The organism is Desertibacillus haloalkaliphilus (genome assembly GCF_019039105.1).
Taxonomy (GTDB): Bacteria; Bacillota; Bacilli; order Bacillales; family KJ1-10-99; genus Desertibacillus; species Desertibacillus haloalkaliphilus.
In genome coordinates this window covers 243,870-262,875 of sequence record NZ_JAHPIV010000003.1, presented here as the reverse complement: position 1 = coordinate 262,875, position 19,006 = coordinate 243,870, and the positions used below count along the sequence as shown (strand labels likewise).

Below are 19,006 nucleotides of genomic sequence, written 5' to 3'. Positions count from 1 at the left end.
GCACGCCTGCAGCGGCTCTGCCCATTGCTTTAAGTCTTTTCAAACGGGAAGAAACACCCCTTTTTGAACAGACTCTAAAAGGAGGACTCGGAATGGCAAACAACAATCAAATCAATGAAATTTATATTGTCCGTACGCTCGCGATTTTAGGTGTGTTGCTTGTTCACTCAACCTCACAAATTGTCGTTGACCTTGATCAAAGTTCTACCTATTATCCACTCTATAATTTTATAAATATCTTTTTTAAGTTTGGTACACCGACATTCATTTTACTGAGCAGTTTTGTCTTGTTTTACAACTATTTCAACCGACCACTAGACAAATCGTTGATTAAACGGTTTTACAAAAAGCGTCTGCTCTATATTCTCGTTCCGTACTTGCTGTTCTCAATCTTGTATTACAGCATCCTTGTTTACTATTACTATGGACATTACACGTATAGCGAACGATTCTTTGATTTTACACAAAAGCTTTTAACAGGAAGTGCATATACGCATCTTTATTTTGTATTTATCAGTATTCAATTTTTCATCCTGTTCCCACTGCTTCTATGGGTGTTTAAAGCGAGTAAAAAATTCGTCACCTATTCGATTTTGATTGGATTTGTATTGCAATGGGGCTTCGTTATTATCAACAACCTCTATATTGGCTATGCAAGAACTGGAAGTCTTTCGATTTCGTATATGTCTTACTACTTCCTAGGGGCATTCCTTGGCATTCATTACAACACAGCGATTGACTGGCTGAAAGTGAAGAAGGAAAACTTTATGACAAAGAAAGGCTTGTTCTGGGTTCTACTCTGGATCGTTTGGATTGGGGCCGGACTTGCCCACGTCTATCTCTATTATTGGACACGAACGACTGGTTTATGGGCAGATTCAAGGCTCTATACGGGATTATGGAATGTTCATACGATCACTTCAGCACTCGTGCTCATGCAGCTATCGTATTGGATCTATGAAAAATGGTCCGCACGTATCGTTAATGCGATGATTCACTTAGGAGTAGCATCGTTTGGTGTGTATTTGTTCCATCCACTCGTACTCTTCTATTACCGTCGCATGGAGGTAAGCGGAAACCCAATCATCTATCACGCTTGGATTGTTGGTGGATTTTTAGCCGCACTATTCATCTCATGGATCGTCGTAGGTTTAACATTAAAATACGTTAAAGGCTCATGGATGATTTTCGGAGCAGCACCAAAGAAAGTACCGTACCGAGAAGTCGAAAAAAGAAACCCATATCAAGACCAAAACCAATCAAACACATTATCAGGGTGATGATTTGGGAATAAGGAAGGATCAAATCGGTGGCGATTTGGTCCTTTTTTTGCGTTGAAAAAGACAAGCCTGGAGAGGCGAGGAGAGATGAGGACCCTAGATCCGCTATTTCCCCAAATCTAGCACTTTTTAGAGGCTATATGGACTCTCATTCCGTTATTTGCTATTCCTAACCCATTTTCCAATTCATCTCGGGCCATTAGCGAACCCTCTGTCCTCTTCCTCCCTATAAACACTCTTTTGTTCAAAAATAGCGCACCTAGGGTCCCACTGAAACAATTAACCACTAACCTTACAAATGATGATATACTCTAATAGAGGTTAATTATGCTAGAGGAGGAAATCACTATGATGAAAAGAATATTGACGATGCTTGCTTTCGCTCTGATTCTATCGATTGCACCTGTACAAGCTGATGCATCGTCTCCGATAACAGTTTTTGTTGATGGAGAAAAACTAGAATTTACAAATGATCCACTATTAGAAAATAACCGCACAATCGTTGAATTCCGCCCCATCTTTGAAGCACTCGGTATGTCTGTAGGTTGGGAACAAGCTACGCAAAAAGTTACTGGTGAGATGCCTGGAACGAACATCACCTTAACGATCAATCAAACAACCGCTTATGTAAATGGTGATGCGCAGCAATTAGATGTCCCAGCTCAGATTTTACAAGGAAGAACTCTCGTCCCACTCCGCTTTATTAGTGAAGCAACCGGAGCCGATGTAAGCTGGAATCAACAAACGCAAACAGTAACGATTGAAACAGTAATTAGTGAGGAAGAAGATGAAGGACTTGCTCCAGAAGTAATTGATATTTGGTAACTACGAAAAACGGGCTGGGATAAAAGGTAAAAAATTCAACCTTTTATTCTAGCCTCTTTTTTGCTACCCAATAAACTCACCCCCCTTGAACCTGCTTCTCTTTTCCCGATCACTCGCTCTCTTTCTGCAATTTAAGACGGCGTGAGTAAGCCCACTTCACTGATTATTCACCCTTGTTAGCACACTCCGGCCCCTTTACCACCCTCATCGAATACACTCCTCCTCTTCAGGGCGCTCTCCCTCTTCCTTCAATCCAAGGCGGCGTGAGTAAGCCCACTTCACTGATTATTCACCCTTGCTAGCGCACTCCGTACCCTTTACCACCCTCATTGATTACACTTCTTCTCACCAGTGTGTTCTCACCCATATTCCAATCCAAGGCGGCGTGAGTAAGCCCACTTCACTGATTATTCACCCTTGCTAGCGCACTCCGTACCCTTTACAACTAAAAAGCCCTTCGGAGACATTGCTCCAAAGGGCTTTCTATAATCTTAATCACTCAAATGCTCTCTCTTATTTCAAAGAGTCTTAGTATTGAGCTAATTGTACTAAAGCAGCTGTTACATCATCACCATCAACAGTTACTGTTTGTTTTGAAACAACATAACCATCAGCGATTACAGCAATTGTATACGCTCCATCAACTAGTGATAATGCTGCTTCACCAGAAGCGTCAGTAGTTGTACGTGCAGCAACTTCACCATCTTTATCAAATGCTAATACTGTAGCACCATCAAAGTTTGCATTATTGTCTGCATGGATCGCACGTAGGCTTACTGAATGCTCCTCAGCTTCAACTACTTCTGTAAATGAGATTTCAAGAGTTGCATCGTCATTTTTCGTAACTTCAACTGAACGAGAAACATCATTGTAGCCATCAGCTTCTAATACTAATGTGTACGTTCCAGCTGAAAGATCAGCAAACGTAATTGTCTCTTCTGTTACATCAGCACTATTTACTGTTAGAGCTGGGTCAGTTGACTCATCACTTGCATCAGCTTCTGAATCATATAGAGCTAATGTGTCAAATGTGATGTTAGTTGGATCTAATTCTTCACCATCTTCGTCAACTAATGTTAACTCAAGGCTAGCTTCGCCACCAGCTTCTAATGTGTAGTTAACATTTTCACGGTCTCTATCAGCAGTTACATTTAATGTTGTCATAAATGTTTCGTGGTTTCCACCATCGCGAACAACGACTTGGTACGTTCCTTCTTCTAGTTCCTTGCTGTATGAACCATTAGATTCAACAGCTACTGAATCTACATATGCACCTGGCTCTTCATCTTCAACAGCAATTGCGTAGAATGATAAAGAAGCGCCTGCTGCTGGATTTAGAGAACCTTCAGTACGAACATAACCAGAGATAGTTGCTGAAGTTACTTCTTCAATTGCTTCTAATGTGAAGTCAACCCCAGTTACTTGTTGTTTCGCTTCTACAGTAAATTCATCAGATGCTTTTGATTCAAAACCAGCTTTGCTGACTTCGACTGTATAGTCTCCAGCTGCTACGCTAGCAAACTTGTAAGCGTCAGTAGTTTCAACTGTATCAACTACTTCACCGTCTGCATCAACTAATGAAACTAGTGCATCTTCACTTACGCCTGAGATTGAACCTTCGATCACACCAGCAGTTGTTACATTACCTTCTGCTGTTGCGTCATCACCATCAACAGTTACAGTGAACTCAGTTGGTAAAATGTAGTCGCCTGATACACGAACTGTGTAGTCTCCTGATGGGATACGATCAAAGTTGAATCCTAATGATCTAGCATCACCATCTAGCGCGATCTCTGCTTCGTCTTCAGCTACAACAACACCATTTGATACGATTTGAGCTTTATACGTGTCATCAGCTTTTAATTCATTCGCAACACCAGCTGCACCGATTGTTACATCAACATCGAAACCAGCTTCTAGGTTAATGTCAGCTGTTACATCTTGACCTTCAACAACTTCTAGCTCAGCTGTGTAGATTGCGTCTTCTGCACTACCTGTATCAACTTTTACAAAGTAAGTGCCTGATGGTAATGTTAAGCCGTCAAATTCAAATTCACCTTCAGCGTTTGTGTCGACATTCGCTAATAGATTTTCTCCACCTTGGTCAAATAATTGAACTGTTTGTGAAGCTACAGCGTCTTCTTCAGCATTTAATACCGTACCGTCAATTGTTAATGCTTCAACAGCATCCATTTCAATTCCATCAAGAACTGTTGTTACATTGCGGTCTTTTGGTAATGAGAACTCGATCCAGTCTGTTGCATGATATGCACCATCAAGGTTTCCATCGTTGTAGTCTTTGCTTACTTGTAAACGAAGTTCGTCACCATAGTTTAGTGCGCCATTTGCATTTGTTTCTGCATTATTAGCAATCACAATTTGACCATTTGAATTAGTTTCTGCTGCATCATTTAAGTCAACTGCAACCCACTCGTCTTCATCTTCGTCATAACGCTCTAGAACAACATCTGCATTGACAACTGGAGCAGCTGATTGGCTGTCAACAACTGTTGCGTTAATTTCGATGTCAGCTTTAGCTAAAGCAGTTAATTCAACGAAAATAGCTGAAGCTTTGTCCTCAATGACATTAACTGTTAATTCTTCTGTTTCATAACCAGTTTTACTAACTGTTACTGTATGCTCTCCAGCCGTAATTCCTTCAATAGCAAAATAGCCATCTTTATTCGTTTTTGCTTCTTTTCCATCGACAGAAACCGTAATTCCGTCAACATCGCCTGAACCACTTAATGATACAAAACCTGCAACTCCAGTTTCAGCTGAAACAATTGTTACATCTTCTGTAGCTACTTCAGAAGCAACCTCGCCATTGTAAGCGATCGCTGATACTGAATAAACGCCAGGATCTAATTGATCAGAAGTGAATGTGAAGTTACCTTCTTCATCTAACTCTGCCTCAACAAAGTTTTCACCATCAAGGCTTACTTCTACGCGTTCTGCATCTGTTGCAGCTCCGTTAACAACGATTGTTTGGTCATCGTTAGCGATCGCATTGAAGCTTGTGATTTCAGGTGTTTCTACATTAATTTGTGCTTCAACATTTTCTTGTACTGTTGCATGTCTATATAGGAATGTTGCAAATTGTGCTCTTGTCACTGTGCCTTTAGGGTTAAATGTAGTTGCAGTAGCACCTTCAGTTAAACCTGCTTGGTATACAGCGATAATATCTTCTTTAAAGTATTCATTTTCAATATCAGTAAATGGTACTGATTGAGTTAAATCTGCTTCTAAATCAAACGCACGCGTTAAAAGAGCTGCCATTTCACCACGAGTTAAGCTATCTTGCGGAGCAAAAGTTGTTGCTGTACGTCCGTTGATCACGCCAAGCTCTTGTGCTTTAACAATTGCATTATGGTAGTAAATATTTTCAACATCCGTAAATGGGTTGTCTGAGACATTATCTGTGTCCCATAATAATGAGTTAGCGAATAATACTGCTGCATCTCCTCGTTTTAGTTCGAGGTTTGTACCAAACTGGCCATTTCCAATTCCGTTAATAAAACCAGCTTCAGCCATTTTTGTAACAGCATCATAGTAGTAAGTACCTTCAACAACATCTGAAAAAGGATTCTCTGCAGCTGCTACTTGTACCGCTCCCATTGGTGCTGCGACTGTTGCTACGACTGCTGCCGATACTGATGTTGCTAAAAATTTACGAAAGTTTTTTGGTTGATAACCCATTGATGTAATTTCCCCCTTGGAATATATATATAAAGTATTTATAGAAGTAAACTGTTTTGTAAGACGTTGTTGTCTCTGTCTCACAAGTAATACTTTATAAGATTTTCGAACGCTAAGCTATAGGAGGGTGTTGGTAAATAGACCTTATCATTTCCAATAGAGAGAGGACTAGGTTATCTTACCTCTCTCACGGATATTCACGTACTGGACTAGGGGGATAAAAAAGACGGCTAGCAACTTATCATTGCATAACCGTCTATCATTACTTTTATTGATATGGAATAAACACAACATTAATTGGTAGGTTACTTCCTGCTGCTGGACTAAATGAAATCGTCACTTCTTCAGCACGATTGCCTGTGCGATAGATCACTCCAGCTTCTGTCGGGCCTGATAGAATACCTGCAGCTGGCGCATAGATAAGGTTGTTATTTACTAAAAATGCTCCGGCATAATGACCACCACGTGGATTGACCACAATTGCTGTATTAGGTGCAACTTCCTCAAACTCAAGGTGATACATCACACCAAAATTGCCACGGTTCACTTCTTCACTGCCAGTTAGCTTATCGACACCGGTAATAAACGGATCAGTTGTACCATCACCAATCGCAATTCGACTTTTCTCGTCACCGATTCGTTCATTGACACGCATGTGGCGATCACCTTCAGCAAATGTACCACGAATGTGAATACCATCTTGTGCCGCTGAAACACGTTGCAAATACGGTAGCGTACTTAATAACGTATTCTCTTCGTCCAAGACAATCACTTCATAGCGTACGTTTTCATCTGAATGAAGATCTGCATATGCCGTCAAAATTTGTTCTGGAGCTAGCGTCTGGGCGCTAATTGTCGGTATGACCGCTCTCGTCTCACCTGGCCTTATCGTAAACTCGCCCTCAGGAATGTTACTTGCATACGATCGTAAATAGTCTGCGATCGCAGAACGACCAGCACTAGATACATAGTTTCGCGGTCCACTAACACCAACATTATTTACTGTTACCGTGGCATCTTGATCCCCGATATTTCGGGCGACAACATAAACTTGTACAGGCTGTGGTCTTGCATTTTGCTTATGGATGATGAAACGCACATCACCTTCAGCCTCATCACGATAATAGACACCTTCACTTACCGTTCGTTCAGGGCTATTGCTTCGAAAGACAGGTGACTCCTTATTTTCAACCTCATACGGAACCGTTGGGAAGCTCAATACATAATCACGCTCAATCGGGAATTTACTACCCAATGGTGTAAATCTACTATTAATCTGTTCAATCGTATATAACTGTTCATCTGTGATCGTGATTGTACGAGTAGCTGTACTTATCTCACCGTCTTTATTTTCAACCTCTAACATGATCGTCTGTGGTCCTGGCTCAAAAAATGCCCATTCGTTATTATGCCACGTACGTCGGACGATTTCGCTCGTCCCATTTTTACTAATGTCGCGATAGATAACTGGTTCACCCATTTTATACGTTGTTTTATCGGTTACAAAGTTAGCTTCAAAAACAGGCTCAGGCTCTGACTGTGACGCCTCACCTTCTCTCCAAATGAGTTCAACCTTATTTTCAGCTGTTTTCGGTACCAGTTTAATGCCAGCATGGTCAGCAACGACTCGAAGCGGTATCATCATAGAACCATCTTCAATTAACGCTCGGCCATGTGAAAATGCGTGACGCTCGCCATCCACGCGATACGTTTGTCCATCTGGAATAAACCTCAATTCACCTTGATTACTTCTAATCACATATTCTTTTGTTAATGGATCGTAAGACACTGAATAACCAAGATAATTGGCCATCGAGCGAATCGACACATATGTGACACCATCGCGAATGATGTGAGGAGCCTGTGCTAGCGTGACAGAATTTCCTTCATAGATTTGTGATGTATGTATAAGCAACGTAACTTTTCTTTCTTGATTCGCAAATGACATACTTGTAAAAGAGAAAAACATCAAAAATACGACAACAATCGTCAATATATTACGCATTAACACACCCCTTTCCGGGATTTTTTACATTTTTCTTAACTAGTTTACTAGCATTAGCAAACTTTGGCAATGATTTTGTGTAATTGAGAAGCCTGCAGTATTCAATTCTGCAGGCTTTCATAGGGAAGAGTTATGGTCTCATACCTCGGAACATAATCTCCAATTGTTCTTCAATCACTTCTGCTAAAGTTTCACCCTGTTTAGGTTGATAATGATAGATTACTTGTAGTCCCTTTAAGAGCATCGAAGCACCTACGCGAGGGTTTAGCTCACGAATCTCCCCTCGATCTATCGCTTTTTCTAAAAGCTTTTCAATGCTGATCGTAAGCTGCTGTTGTTTACTAACCATACGTTGCTGCAAGTCCTCAGGGATCTTACCGAAATTTTGAAGTAAAATTTGCTTAAATTTCGACTCCGATAAAACAAAATTCAAATTTCGTTGGTAAAATCGTCGTACACTTTCATATAAAGGCACTGAATCATCCAATTCTTCTATGAGTTCAGCAACAAGATAATCAACATTAGTTTCAACAACTTCACTAAACAACTCTTCTTTACTAGAAAAGTATTCATAGGTTGTACCTTTTCCTACCCCTGCTCGTTTTGCGATCGCTTGTATCGTTGCCCTGTCAAACCCCAGTTCTAAAAACTCATCTAGGGCCGCTTCAACGATTCGCTCACGCTTACTCTTTTTCGTCTGCAATTTCAACAGCCCCTGCATCTTTTTTTCTTGAGAATAACCCCTTAACTTTGCTCGAGAAGTTATCAACTATCACATACATAACAGGAATAAGCACTAATGTAAACACCATTGAAAAGAGTAAACCGAAAATAATCACGATGGCCATAGGTGCTTGCATCTCTGCACCTTCTCCAATGCCTAACGCTAGAGGCACCATCGCTAGAGCCGTCGTCATCGTTGTCATTAAGATCGGACGTAAACGACTTATACCCGATTCAATAATTGCTTCATAACGATCCATTCCTTTGTCACGGAGGATATTAATGTAGCTGACAAGAACTATCGCATTGTTAACAACAATACCTGCAAGCATGATCAGCCCAATTAACGCCGTAACACTTAATGGAGTATTGGTCACAAATAAACCAACAAATACACCAATAATCATCGTTGGAAGTGAAAACATCACGACAAATGGATGTACAAATGATTCAAACTGAACAGCCATAACAAGATAAACAAGGAAAATCGCCAATATAAACGCAAGACCTAATTGCGAGAACGACTCCTGCATATCCTCAGCATCCCCACCAACGGAAATACTATAACCATCTGGTAAGTTGACGTTTGCTAGGCGCTGTTGAATATCTTGATTGACACTCCCTAGGTCGCGATCAGCAATATCACTTGTTACACGAACTTCACGTTGCTGGTTACTACGGTTAATTTCTGTCGGACCTTGCACTTGCTTAAAGTCAGCAACAGCCGATAACGGTACGTCAACACCATGATTGGAGCGAACAGCCATTGTCTCTAAATCACGAATCGTTTGCCGTGTATCTTCCGGCAAGATCACTCGTACATCATATTCACGACCATCCGTACGGTATTGCGTCGCTAGTTGACCTTCAAAGGCAAGTGACACTTCAGTCATGACTTGTTGATAAGAGAGACCATATTGCCCTGCTAGGTCGCGATCAACGACAACTTGAAGCTCAGGTCGTCCTTCTGACACGGTACTATCAATATTTGTCGTACCATCAATTTCTTCTAACAGCCACATCACTTGATAAGATAAATCAGTTAAGACGTCTAGATCAGGACCCGCAATGTTTAACTGAATCGGTGATCCGGCCCCCATACCAGCTTCCATGCCCACAATTGCAATTTCAGCACCTGCAATGTCACGGGTTCCTTCTTCAATCGCTGCTACAAACTCATCTGTTGTCATTTCTCGTTCGGAAGGGCTGACAAGTTGAATGGTAAAAGTTGCTTCATTCGAGCTGCCACCCATCCCTGGCGCTCCGCCACCGCCACCAATCGAAACATAGTTCGATTGGACAATATCATTATACGGCTCAATTTCTGCTTGAACTTGATGAACGACAGATTCCGTTTCTTCTAAATTCGCTCCCGTATTCGTCGTTACACGGATTTCAAGCTGTCCTTGATCGGCTCCTGGAATAAACTCAAAGCCAACAAACGGTACTAACGCTAAACTACCTACAACAAGCGCTGCTGTTACGGCAACAACCGTTTTGCGAAGGCGCAATGCGCGTTCAAGTACTTTTTTGTAAGTAGCTTTAAGCTTGTCAAGTAACTTATTAAAACCACGACTTTCTTCTTCCTCCTCCAATGCCTTTGAATTGCCGAGCATCTTCGAAGAGAGCATCGGAATTAACGTTAAAGCGCAAATGAGTGAAGCAAACAAGGCAAATGCCACCGTTAAGGCGAGCGGCCGGAACAATTCGGCTGCCAGTCCTTCGACAAAGACAATCGGTACGAACACGGCAACACTTGTTAATGTTGACGCAAGCACGGCCGGTCCAAGCTCTGAAGCCCCTTCTCTCGCTGCCTCCATGATCGAATAGCCTTGCTGTCGTTTACTAAAGATATTTTCGATTATAACGATCGCACTATCGACCATCATCCCTAACCCAAGCGCCAAACCACCCATCGAAAGAATGTTTAGCGTCTCGCCTGTAAAATACATAAGTGTAAATGTTGAGATGATCGCAATCGGAATTGTAATCCCGATGACAAGTGTCGTGCGAATGCTTCGTAGAAACAAGAGAAGAACCGCAATCGACATTACTGCACCAATAAGCATATTATTGATAACACTATCAATCGAATCACGGATAAAGTCAGCACTGTCAATGATGATTGATAGCGATATTCCCTCAGCCTCTAATTCTGCTTGCATCGCCTCAATCGCACCATACATCGCATCTGACACTTCAACGGTGTTACCATCAGATTGTTTCATAATGGAAAGAACGATCGCTTCCTCACCGTGAACGAGTGATTTCGAAGTTACATCTTTATACGTATCATTGACGATCGCAACATCTGAAACTTTGACACTACCGCCCTGCTGTAGGGGGATCGGTGTTTTTTCGATATCTTCAATTGAGGTGAACTCACCGTCAATTCGTAGCTGTAAATCTTGCGAACCTCTTGTTAAATTGCCCGCTGAGGTTGCATTGTTTTCAGTATTAATTGCTTGGACAACTTGAGAGCCTGTTAAACCGTAATTTAGGAGTTGAGCTCGATTTAACTCGACTTGAATCTCACGCTGTTGCCCGCCTTCAAGACCTACAGAGGCGACCCCGCTGACACGTTCAAAGAATGGTTCAACTTCATCTTCAGCAATTTCTGTGAGGCGCTGTGGGTCCGCACCTGATAAGCCAATCCACATCACTGGCATCTGTTGCGGATCAATGCGTAAAATTGATGGTCTGTCCGCGCCATCAGGCAACATCCCAGCTACTTGGTCGATGCGATCACGGATATCGTTCATCGATTCATCAATATTTCTTCCCCAATCAAATTGTAAAACCACAAGTGACGACCCTGGTGAAGATACGGATTCAACCGATGTCACCCCTTCAATGCCACCGACCGCAGATTCAACTGGCCGACTGACAAGCTGCTCAACCTCTTGTGGAGCAGCGCCATCATAGTTTGTCGTTACAACTGCGACTGGAATTTCCATCTCTGGAAATAGATCAATCGCTAGGTTTTTCAATGAGATCGCACCGAGGACTAACGCCGCAATGACGATCATGATGACGCCGACTGGACGTTTTACGGAAACATCAACTAGCTTCACGTTAGTCGTCCTCCTTTATCACTCGGATTAAATCACCGTCACTAAGGAGGTTCTGTCCTCTTGTAACGACCTCATCTCCCTCATTAATTTCACCAACGACAGCAGAAAATTCTGTATCGTAGCGAATGACTTCAACATCTTTACGTACCGCTTGATCGCCATCAACGATATAGACAAAAATATCATCTTGACGCTCGATGATTACTGTTGTTGGCACAATCATACTATCTTCTACAAGAACTTCTTCAATAACAAGAGTTGCTACCATACCTGGACGAATCTCTCGTTCAGAATTATTAACTTCAACTTCGACTGTAAATAAGCCTGAATCATTACTTGTTGGAGAAATATAAGATACGGTACCAGTTCTTGTCTCTTCAAGGCCTGAAAAATCAACTTCAATTTCATCGCCATATTCAAATAAAATTAACTGCTCGGCTGATACATTGACAGTTGCCTTCACTTTATCTAACGTCACTAATCGTGCAAACGGACTTTGATTCGTTACCATCTCACCAAGGTCAGACTCAAGTGAAACGACCTCGCCACTGGCTGGCGCTTTAATCACCATATCATCGACACGCTTTTGTGCTGCTTCGACTGCCATGTTTGCTTGTTCAACTGAGATCTTTGCATCTTCTACACCGATTTCAGCATCACGAACACTTGATTGAGCTAAATCAACACCGATTTGAGCTTGATCGACTGAAGATTGTAATGATAATAGACTAGTTTCACTTTCGGCTTGACGCTTATTTACCTCTAATTGCTCAACAGCGGAGCGAGCTTGCTTTTCAGCATTAACTGCCTCGTCATACTCAACCGTTGAAATCAGCCCCTCATTATAGAGTTGCTCCATTCGATCCAGATTCTTTTCCGCTTCTTCTAATTGATCTTTGGCTAGATCAAGGTCATATTCAAGGTTTTCTAGGTTAAAGTCCCTTGATTCTTTTGCTTCTTTCAATCCAGCCTCTGCTTGCTCTAAGCTTGCTACCGCTTGATTGTAATTACCTTTTGCTTGTGCTAAGCCATTTTCAGCACGTTGCAAGCCTGACTGTGCTTGTCTTAATGTCGCTTGTTCTTGGCGAAGTGCAATACGTTGATCTTCATCGTTGATTCGCGCTAACACTTGTCCTCTCTCGACGTTATCACCTTTACTCACTTGGACATCGACAAGTTCACCAGATCCTTTAGGTATAACTTGAACATCTGAACCTGCATGCGCTGTGCCGGTAAATTGGTTGCTGCCACTTAATGCTCCTGTTACTACTTCCGCTACCTCTACAGGTGTTTCATGCACAGTTTCAACAACTTCTTCGGTCTGACTACAGCCAGCCGCAAAAACGAGTGCAACTACGGTAAAAAATACTACTTTCATAGACTTAGATTTCACAAGATCCATCCAACTTCTCCCTCCGATATTTTCATCCTTAAACGGCCACTCCGACTGACCGGTCGGTTCTGAGTATACAAACCTTATTTTAATCTGAGTACAATGGTCTAGTCAATCTTAAACTATGATTCCACTATGGCTATTATGTGAACGTAGAAAGGAGGATGTCACCAAATCTAGACACCCTCCTAATCTACTAGCTATTTACTTGTATTAATCCTTCCTCCATCGCCTTGACTTGTTCAGCAACCATGAAGTAGCTCACTTTTGACATTTCTAGTTCAAATTGCGCTTGCTCTATTTGGAAACTAGCTTGATTAACATCGAATGTGGAGATTAGTCCAAGCTGATGCTGTAACTTAAGCTTCTCGTGATCCTCGATTGTATAGTTTAATTCACGCTCGGCGTCCTTAACCGATTGTACTGCCTCATCAAGGTTAAAATAAAGTTCATTAATTGCTTGCGTTAATTCTACTTGTGTTTCTTCAACATTCCCTATTTCAATATCGACATCAATATCTGCTTGATTTCTTTGATACTGACTTGCATCTTCATCCTCATACACGTCTTCTCGCTCAATTTTAGCTAAACGTAAGTGCTCTTCTGCTTTCTTCATTTCATATGATTGTTCGATTAATTCGTCAATGTCTTCGTCTCGCTCAATGGCTTCAACCTCATTGACTGGAATTGGCTCAAGTTTAATCTCAGGATTGTACATTACTCCAATATCAAGTGTTAATCTCGCAAGTTTATTTTGGTAATCTTTTTTAAGCTGCTCTAATTCTACATCCTGACTTTCTTCATCACGGTAAAGCTTAGATAGCTCATCCCGTGAAACAAGCCCAAGCTGATATTGTCGATTCGTTCTTTCAATATCATTCTGTAGTAGCTTCAAGCTATTTTCTAAGAAAGCAATTTGATCTGCTAATGAAACAAGTTCAACATAGTCAGCTGTTAACATTAACTTCATCATAAGTTCCGCTTCTTCTTTTTGGTAGTTTAATTGAATTTGTCCTGATTCAATTTGTTCTAAACCAAGCTCTAATTGGTCAATTAAGTCCTCGAGCTGCTCAAGTTGATTCTCAATCCCCTCACGCTGTTGGTGAAGCTCTTGTCTACTTTCCCCAAAATCTCCATGTGTACTTTGAAATCCTTCTCTATCTTCTGTATACAGCCGATTTAACATCCTTCTCATCTCATTAAGATTATCCCAGGCGTCTTCAGCATCATCAATATCATTTTTTGCATCACGCAAGTCCTTACGTGTTTGACCGTCTTGATTTTCCAAACGCTCCTGCTCATAGCGGAGTAGCAAAAGCATTGAATTGTTTTCCAAGCCACGTTCAATTACATCTTCTAGCGATAACGATGTAACTTCCTCGAGTAACTCTTCTTCGACCTCCTCATTCACTTCTTCACCGTCCATTCCTTCTTGCTCTCCATCAACTTCCTGTATCTCTTCATCTAAAATTTGATCGTCAATTCCATCGGCCAACGTCGTTAACTGCATGCTAGAAAAACATAAACTTGTACCTAAAGCGATAGTTGCTAACTTCTTCATGGTTTTCTCCTCCTTATGCACATTCCTTTGCTGCCTAATAATTCCTACTATACCATGGGTTATCTTAATTGCTCAATATAAACACCATGTCGAACTGGTGACATCAACAATTTATACATTTTTACAGGCATGAATGTTTCACCCTTCACCTCTTTGCTTGGACAAAAATAATACTCCTACTAAATAGGAGCATTATTTATTCATTCACAGCCAATACAATAACGATCCCAAAAGTTAAATGGTCTCATCTCTTCTGTTAATGGGAGAAGTTCATAGCCGTGGGTGGTTAAATAGTTGAGAACCTCGTCGAGTGCAGCAACGGTTGGCTTGCGGTCATGAAAGAGGACGACAGGCGCTTGTCCACTGCTTTCAAGATTTTTAATTTTTGCAATCGTGTCGTTCGCTAATGCTTTTGGATTAGAATATTTCCAATCCTCACTATCAACATTCCAATCCCACATCTTATAATCTCGATTTTCAAAAGCCTGATACTGTGCCGTCGTTAAATGCGGGACACTGCCATATGGAACGCGAATAAGTTTCGACGTTTCACCGGTGACATCCTTGATTGCCTGTTGACAGCTTGTCATTTCATCGGCGGCTGATTGTGCTGAGCGATAGAAACTTGATTTATTATGGGTGACACCATGACACGCTAGAGCGTGGCCGTCTTTAGCCATCTTCTGGACATCTGCTGTGTAATTATAAATATGATTACGCATCATAAAGAATGTAGCTTGTACGTCATACTCTTCTAACAAATCTAGGATCTCTCTCGTATATCGGTTCGGTCCATCATCAAAGCTTAAGTAGGCGACCTTTTTCGGACGAAGTGATTCCTGATATGCCTCCTTTGCCGTATCAATCTCCTCTTCATATTTTATGTATAATTGCTCATTTGAAAGCTCTGCCTCCGGGCTTGCTACACGGGCAATTAAGCCTTCGGGAATATATGACACTTGATAACCAAAATACTCGGAAATCGCACGATACGGTGCGACCGTTCGTCCATCCGTTATAAAAATATGTTGATTTAGCGTCTCACCATCATCAGTCGTCAATTCATTGGTTGTATGATCCACTGTAAGGATTCGATCTTCTTTTTCTAAATAGATTTTATGATCACTTACAGATAGACGTACGCCCATCTCGTTCACAAATGTGCGTATTGGTACGTAGGTTGTCCCGTCTTGCACGAACGGTCTTACATCGTCAAACGTAACGATCTCATCATCAACAGCGACAAAAATTAAATCCCGTTCCCCCTCCGCTGCATTCACAGCTGGTGCTAGAAATAGTAAAGCGATCACACTAAACAAACTAACATAAAACCTTCTCATCCCTCATGTTCCTCTCCCAATATATTTATCTATTTCTATGAATCGAATCTTGTATCAAGGCGGTGCGAGTCACCGCCTTGATTATTCACCGTGTGCTGAGGACTTCTTTGGCCACTTGCCGTTATGCATCTGTTTACTCCCAAATATAAACCGTCTTTTCTGCTTGATTCCAAACTACTTGCGCACCTAGCGCTTCACTTATGAAACGTAACGGCACGACCGTATGACCTTTAACGTTTTGCGCTGGTTGGCGGAGCTCAATCACCTCACCATTGACATAGGCGTTTGTTTTTGCAATCGTCAACTCAACAACCGTTCCCCCTTTTGTAGCGGTAATGGTTTGCGTTGCTTGATCCCATTGCAACACTGCACCTAACTCTTCAAAAATACCTCGAAGCGGAACCATTGTTGTGCCGCTTTCTAAAAATGGCTGCTGCGTAAAGCTCTTCTCGTTTCCGTTAATAACGACATCGATTGGCTCAACTTTCGGCTCTGGTGGTGCTTTTGGTGATGTGACCTTCAATTGTCGCTCAGCTTGATTCCACTCAATCGAAGCACCAAACGCTTCACTTATAAAACGAACCGGTACAAGTGTGTGATTGTTTCGAGTTTGTGCCGGAACATCGAGTTCCACCACCCGATCATTAATCGTTGCTCGCTTTGACCCTACAGTTAATGACACCGTTGTATCGTCCCTCGTTGCCCTAACCGTTTGCGTCGCCTGCTCCCAATACACCGTTGCACCAAGTTGCTCAAAAACGCCTCGTAACGGCGCTAACACGCGGCCATTGACAAGTACAGGTGGCTGCTGAAATGCTTGCTTTTCACCATCGATGACGAGTTCAATTGGTGGTAAAAGCGGATATCCATGGTCTCTAGCAATCTCTTCAAATGATTTTTGAGACGTGAGGATTACTGCATTTGTATATCGCTCGACACGATCAAACAACCAGTGAATGTCATCATTATGCATACGAATACATCCTGCACTGACATAATTACCTATCGAACTCGGATTGTTGTTGCCATGAATCGCATAAGTTGTGCCATATGTACCACGTGCATCTAAACCGAGCCAACGATCGCCTAATGGATTTCGCGGATCGCCACCTGGTATGCCATCCGTATAATAAGGACGATTTTTTATTTTATTGACGATCGGAAACGTCCCTTCAGGGGTTAACTCCTGACTCCGACCAGTCCCAACTGGGAACGTCTTTACTAGTTCGCCCCGGTCAAAAAAGGCTAGTTCATTTGTCGCTTTATTAATAATCAATAATTGTTTATTCGTAGCCGCCTCAGAAACATCGCTCACATGAAGTATCCCGACTAGTAACAATGCAAACACAAATAGTTTTTTCACAGGCATTCATACCTTTCTATCGCTCTATCGTTATACTAAAATTTTACTATAAGTATCCTTTTTTTGGTAGGGAATTTTTCTGACAGTTGTTAGATGTTTTTGTCAGATCCTTGAACCAACTGCTCCTCATACTTCAATCAAAGCCGGTGCGAGTAAGCCTACTTCACTGATCATCAGCTTTGTTGGCGCACTCCGCCCCTTTACCACAAAAAGAGCTAGGCAATCAATCTTAAATGCACTAGCTCTTCCGTCGTTACGGTGTATAAAATTTTTCTGTGAAGTATGGGACGTTCCCTTCAAATGCGACTCCCACACCTAACCGTTGATAATTTTCATTGACGATGTTACGGCGGTGTCCAGATGAATTCATTAATCCTTCATGGGCAAAAATTGCACTGATTTGCCCCTTGGCTAAATTCTCTCCTGCGGTACGGTAGGAGATGCCAGCATTTGCTAACCGGTCAAATGGCGACTGGCCGTTTAGGCTCGTATGAGAAAAGTATTGTTGTGATGCCATATCTGCACTATGCTCTCTTGCAACCGAAGCAGCATGATCATCCCACACTAAGGCAGGTATGTTTTCTCGAACGCGCAGCGCATTCGTTAAATCAAACAATTGCTCTTCAAAACTATCCCTTAGTTCATCATTAGCCTTACCATGAAAGTCACGTAATCCAAGTTCAACATCCTTGGCTACGAGCTGTATCGCCGTTAATTTATGATCGTTATGAATGTCATAAAAAACGGTTGCGAATGAATCTCCAAGATCATATAACCCTCGTTCTTGCGTGGACTGGTACTGATATTTCGTATTGCCTTTTAAAATATATGTCAGTGACTGGCCGTAATGGTCAACAACCGCAGACTTAGGTAAGCGAAGGGAAATACCTGTATTCGATTCAATCAAATCCGCATTCGTATACAAGGCTACCACCCTACCATTCTCCACACCAACTTGAAAGTAGTCACGATAGTTGTCATGATACGTTAACCACGTAAACCCGTACTCACTTTTTGTTGAACGCTCAGGCTCTCCAAAACGAGCGATGACGGATGACTGCAGATCACCGATCTCAATACCATTCACCGTTACCTCTTGAGAGTTCTCAGTCTGATTATCTCTATCGTTTGAGGAACCATGTTGAGCATTCAACGTCGTAATCGCAACGGTTTTCGTCGTATTATTCCAACTCACTTTGGCGCCTAATGATTCTGACACGAACCGAAGTGGTACGAGTGTACGATTGTTGACAATCTCCGCTGGCTGTTGCAAGTGAACAACCGTACCATTTACAAATGCGACCGACGATCCGATTTGAAGCGAAATATCCGTTTGGCCCTTTTTCGCTGTTACGACCTGTTGACTTTGATTCCAATCAACACTTGCATCTAACGCTTCAAAAATACCGCGTAACGGTACGAGTGTAAATCCATTTTTAATAATTGGCGGCTGGTCATACTGTTGCTGCTCAGAATCGATGTATACAGAGATTTGCTGTGCCAAAGCCCCAGAAGTTGGGACTAGTAAACTAATAATTGTGATGAACATGAATAAATGCAGAAAAGGTCTTTTCATCCTTCCATCCGTCCCCTCTATTTACAATGCCTTTCCGTAGCTTCTATTTCTATTTTATACCCTTCTGTGACGCACTGAAACGAGAATTACTCAGTAATGTGTGAACCTTATCACTTTCAAAAAACGTAAATCTGTTAGAATCTCATAAAACTCACGAACTCAATCAA

11 protein-coding genes are annotated in these 19,006 nt (G+C 41.8%); 2 read left to right on the top strand and 9 right to left on the bottom strand.

Features of this window, described 5'->3' with window-relative positions:
- The first annotated feature begins 92 nt into the window (after positions 1–92).
- Together KH400_RS05070 and KH400_RS05065 are read left to right on the top strand one after the other, a co-directional pair.
- Complete coding sequence (locus KH400_RS05070; protein ID WP_217222539.1) at positions 93–1,280, top strand: acyltransferase; 1,188 nt, start codon at positions 93–95, stop codon at positions 1,278–1,280.
- Between the two features lie 348 nt (positions 1,281–1,628).
- Positions 1,629–2,105 carry a copper amine oxidase N-terminal domain-containing protein gene (locus KH400_RS05065; RefSeq protein ID WP_217222537.1) on the top strand — a complete coding sequence of 159 codons (477 nt, stop codon included), beginning with the start codon at positions 1,629–1,631 and terminating at the stop codon, positions 2,103–2,105.
- 528 nt (positions 2,106–2,633) lie between these two features.
- On the opposite strand, the gene KH400_RS05060 is transcribed toward KH400_RS05065, so the two are convergent.
- From KH400_RS05060 to KH400_RS05020, 9 genes are all read right to left on the bottom strand, one after another.
- Complete coding sequence (locus KH400_RS05060) at positions 2,634–5,804, bottom strand: carboxypeptidase regulatory-like domain-containing protein (RefSeq protein WP_217222535.1); 3,171 nt, start codon at positions 5,802–5,804, stop codon at positions 2,634–2,636.
- Between the two features lie 268 nt (positions 5,805–6,072).
- On the bottom strand, positions 6,073–7,809 hold the full coding sequence (locus tag KH400_RS05055) for a copper amine oxidase N-terminal domain-containing protein (RefSeq protein WP_217222532.1): 1,737 nt from the start codon (positions 7,807–7,809) through the stop codon (positions 6,073–6,075).
- A gap of 130 nt (positions 7,810–7,939) precedes the next feature.
- Complete coding sequence (locus KH400_RS05050; RefSeq protein WP_217222530.1) at positions 7,940–8,512, bottom strand: TetR/AcrR family transcriptional regulator; 573 nt, start codon at positions 8,510–8,512, stop codon at positions 7,940–7,942.
- On the bottom strand, positions 8,493–11,606 hold the full coding sequence (locus KH400_RS05045) for an efflux RND transporter permease subunit (RefSeq protein WP_217222528.1): 3,114 nt from the start codon (positions 11,604–11,606) through the stop codon (positions 8,493–8,495). Before KH400_RS05045 ends, KH400_RS05050 begins: the two co-directional genes overlap by 20 nt.
- Position 11,607: 1 nt before the next feature.
- A complete protein-coding gene (locus KH400_RS05040; protein WP_217222526.1) occupies positions 11,608–13,008 on the bottom strand; it encodes an efflux RND transporter periplasmic adaptor subunit in 1,401 nt (466 codons plus the stop codon).
- Positions 13,009–13,195: 187 nt separating this feature from the next.
- Positions 13,196–14,560 carry a TolC family protein gene (locus KH400_RS05035; RefSeq protein WP_217222524.1) on the bottom strand — a complete coding sequence of 455 codons (1,365 nt, stop codon included), beginning with the start codon at positions 14,558–14,560 and terminating at the stop codon, positions 13,196–13,198.
- A 200-nt stretch (positions 14,561–14,760) separates the two neighbouring features.
- Complete coding sequence (locus tag KH400_RS05030; RefSeq protein WP_217222522.1) at positions 14,761–15,900, bottom strand: polysaccharide deacetylase family protein; 1,140 nt, start codon at positions 15,898–15,900, stop codon at positions 14,761–14,763.
- A gap of 133 nt (positions 15,901–16,033) precedes the next feature.
- On the bottom strand, positions 16,034–17,263 hold the full coding sequence (locus KH400_RS05025; protein WP_312889037.1) for a L,D-transpeptidase family protein: 1,230 nt from the start codon (positions 17,261–17,263) through the stop codon (positions 16,034–16,036).
- 253 nt (positions 17,264–17,516) lie between these two features.
- Complete coding sequence (locus tag KH400_RS05020; protein WP_217222518.1) at positions 17,517–18,839, bottom strand: stalk domain-containing protein; 1,323 nt, start codon at positions 18,837–18,839, stop codon at positions 17,517–17,519.
- Positions 18,840–19,006: the final 167 nt, after the last annotated feature.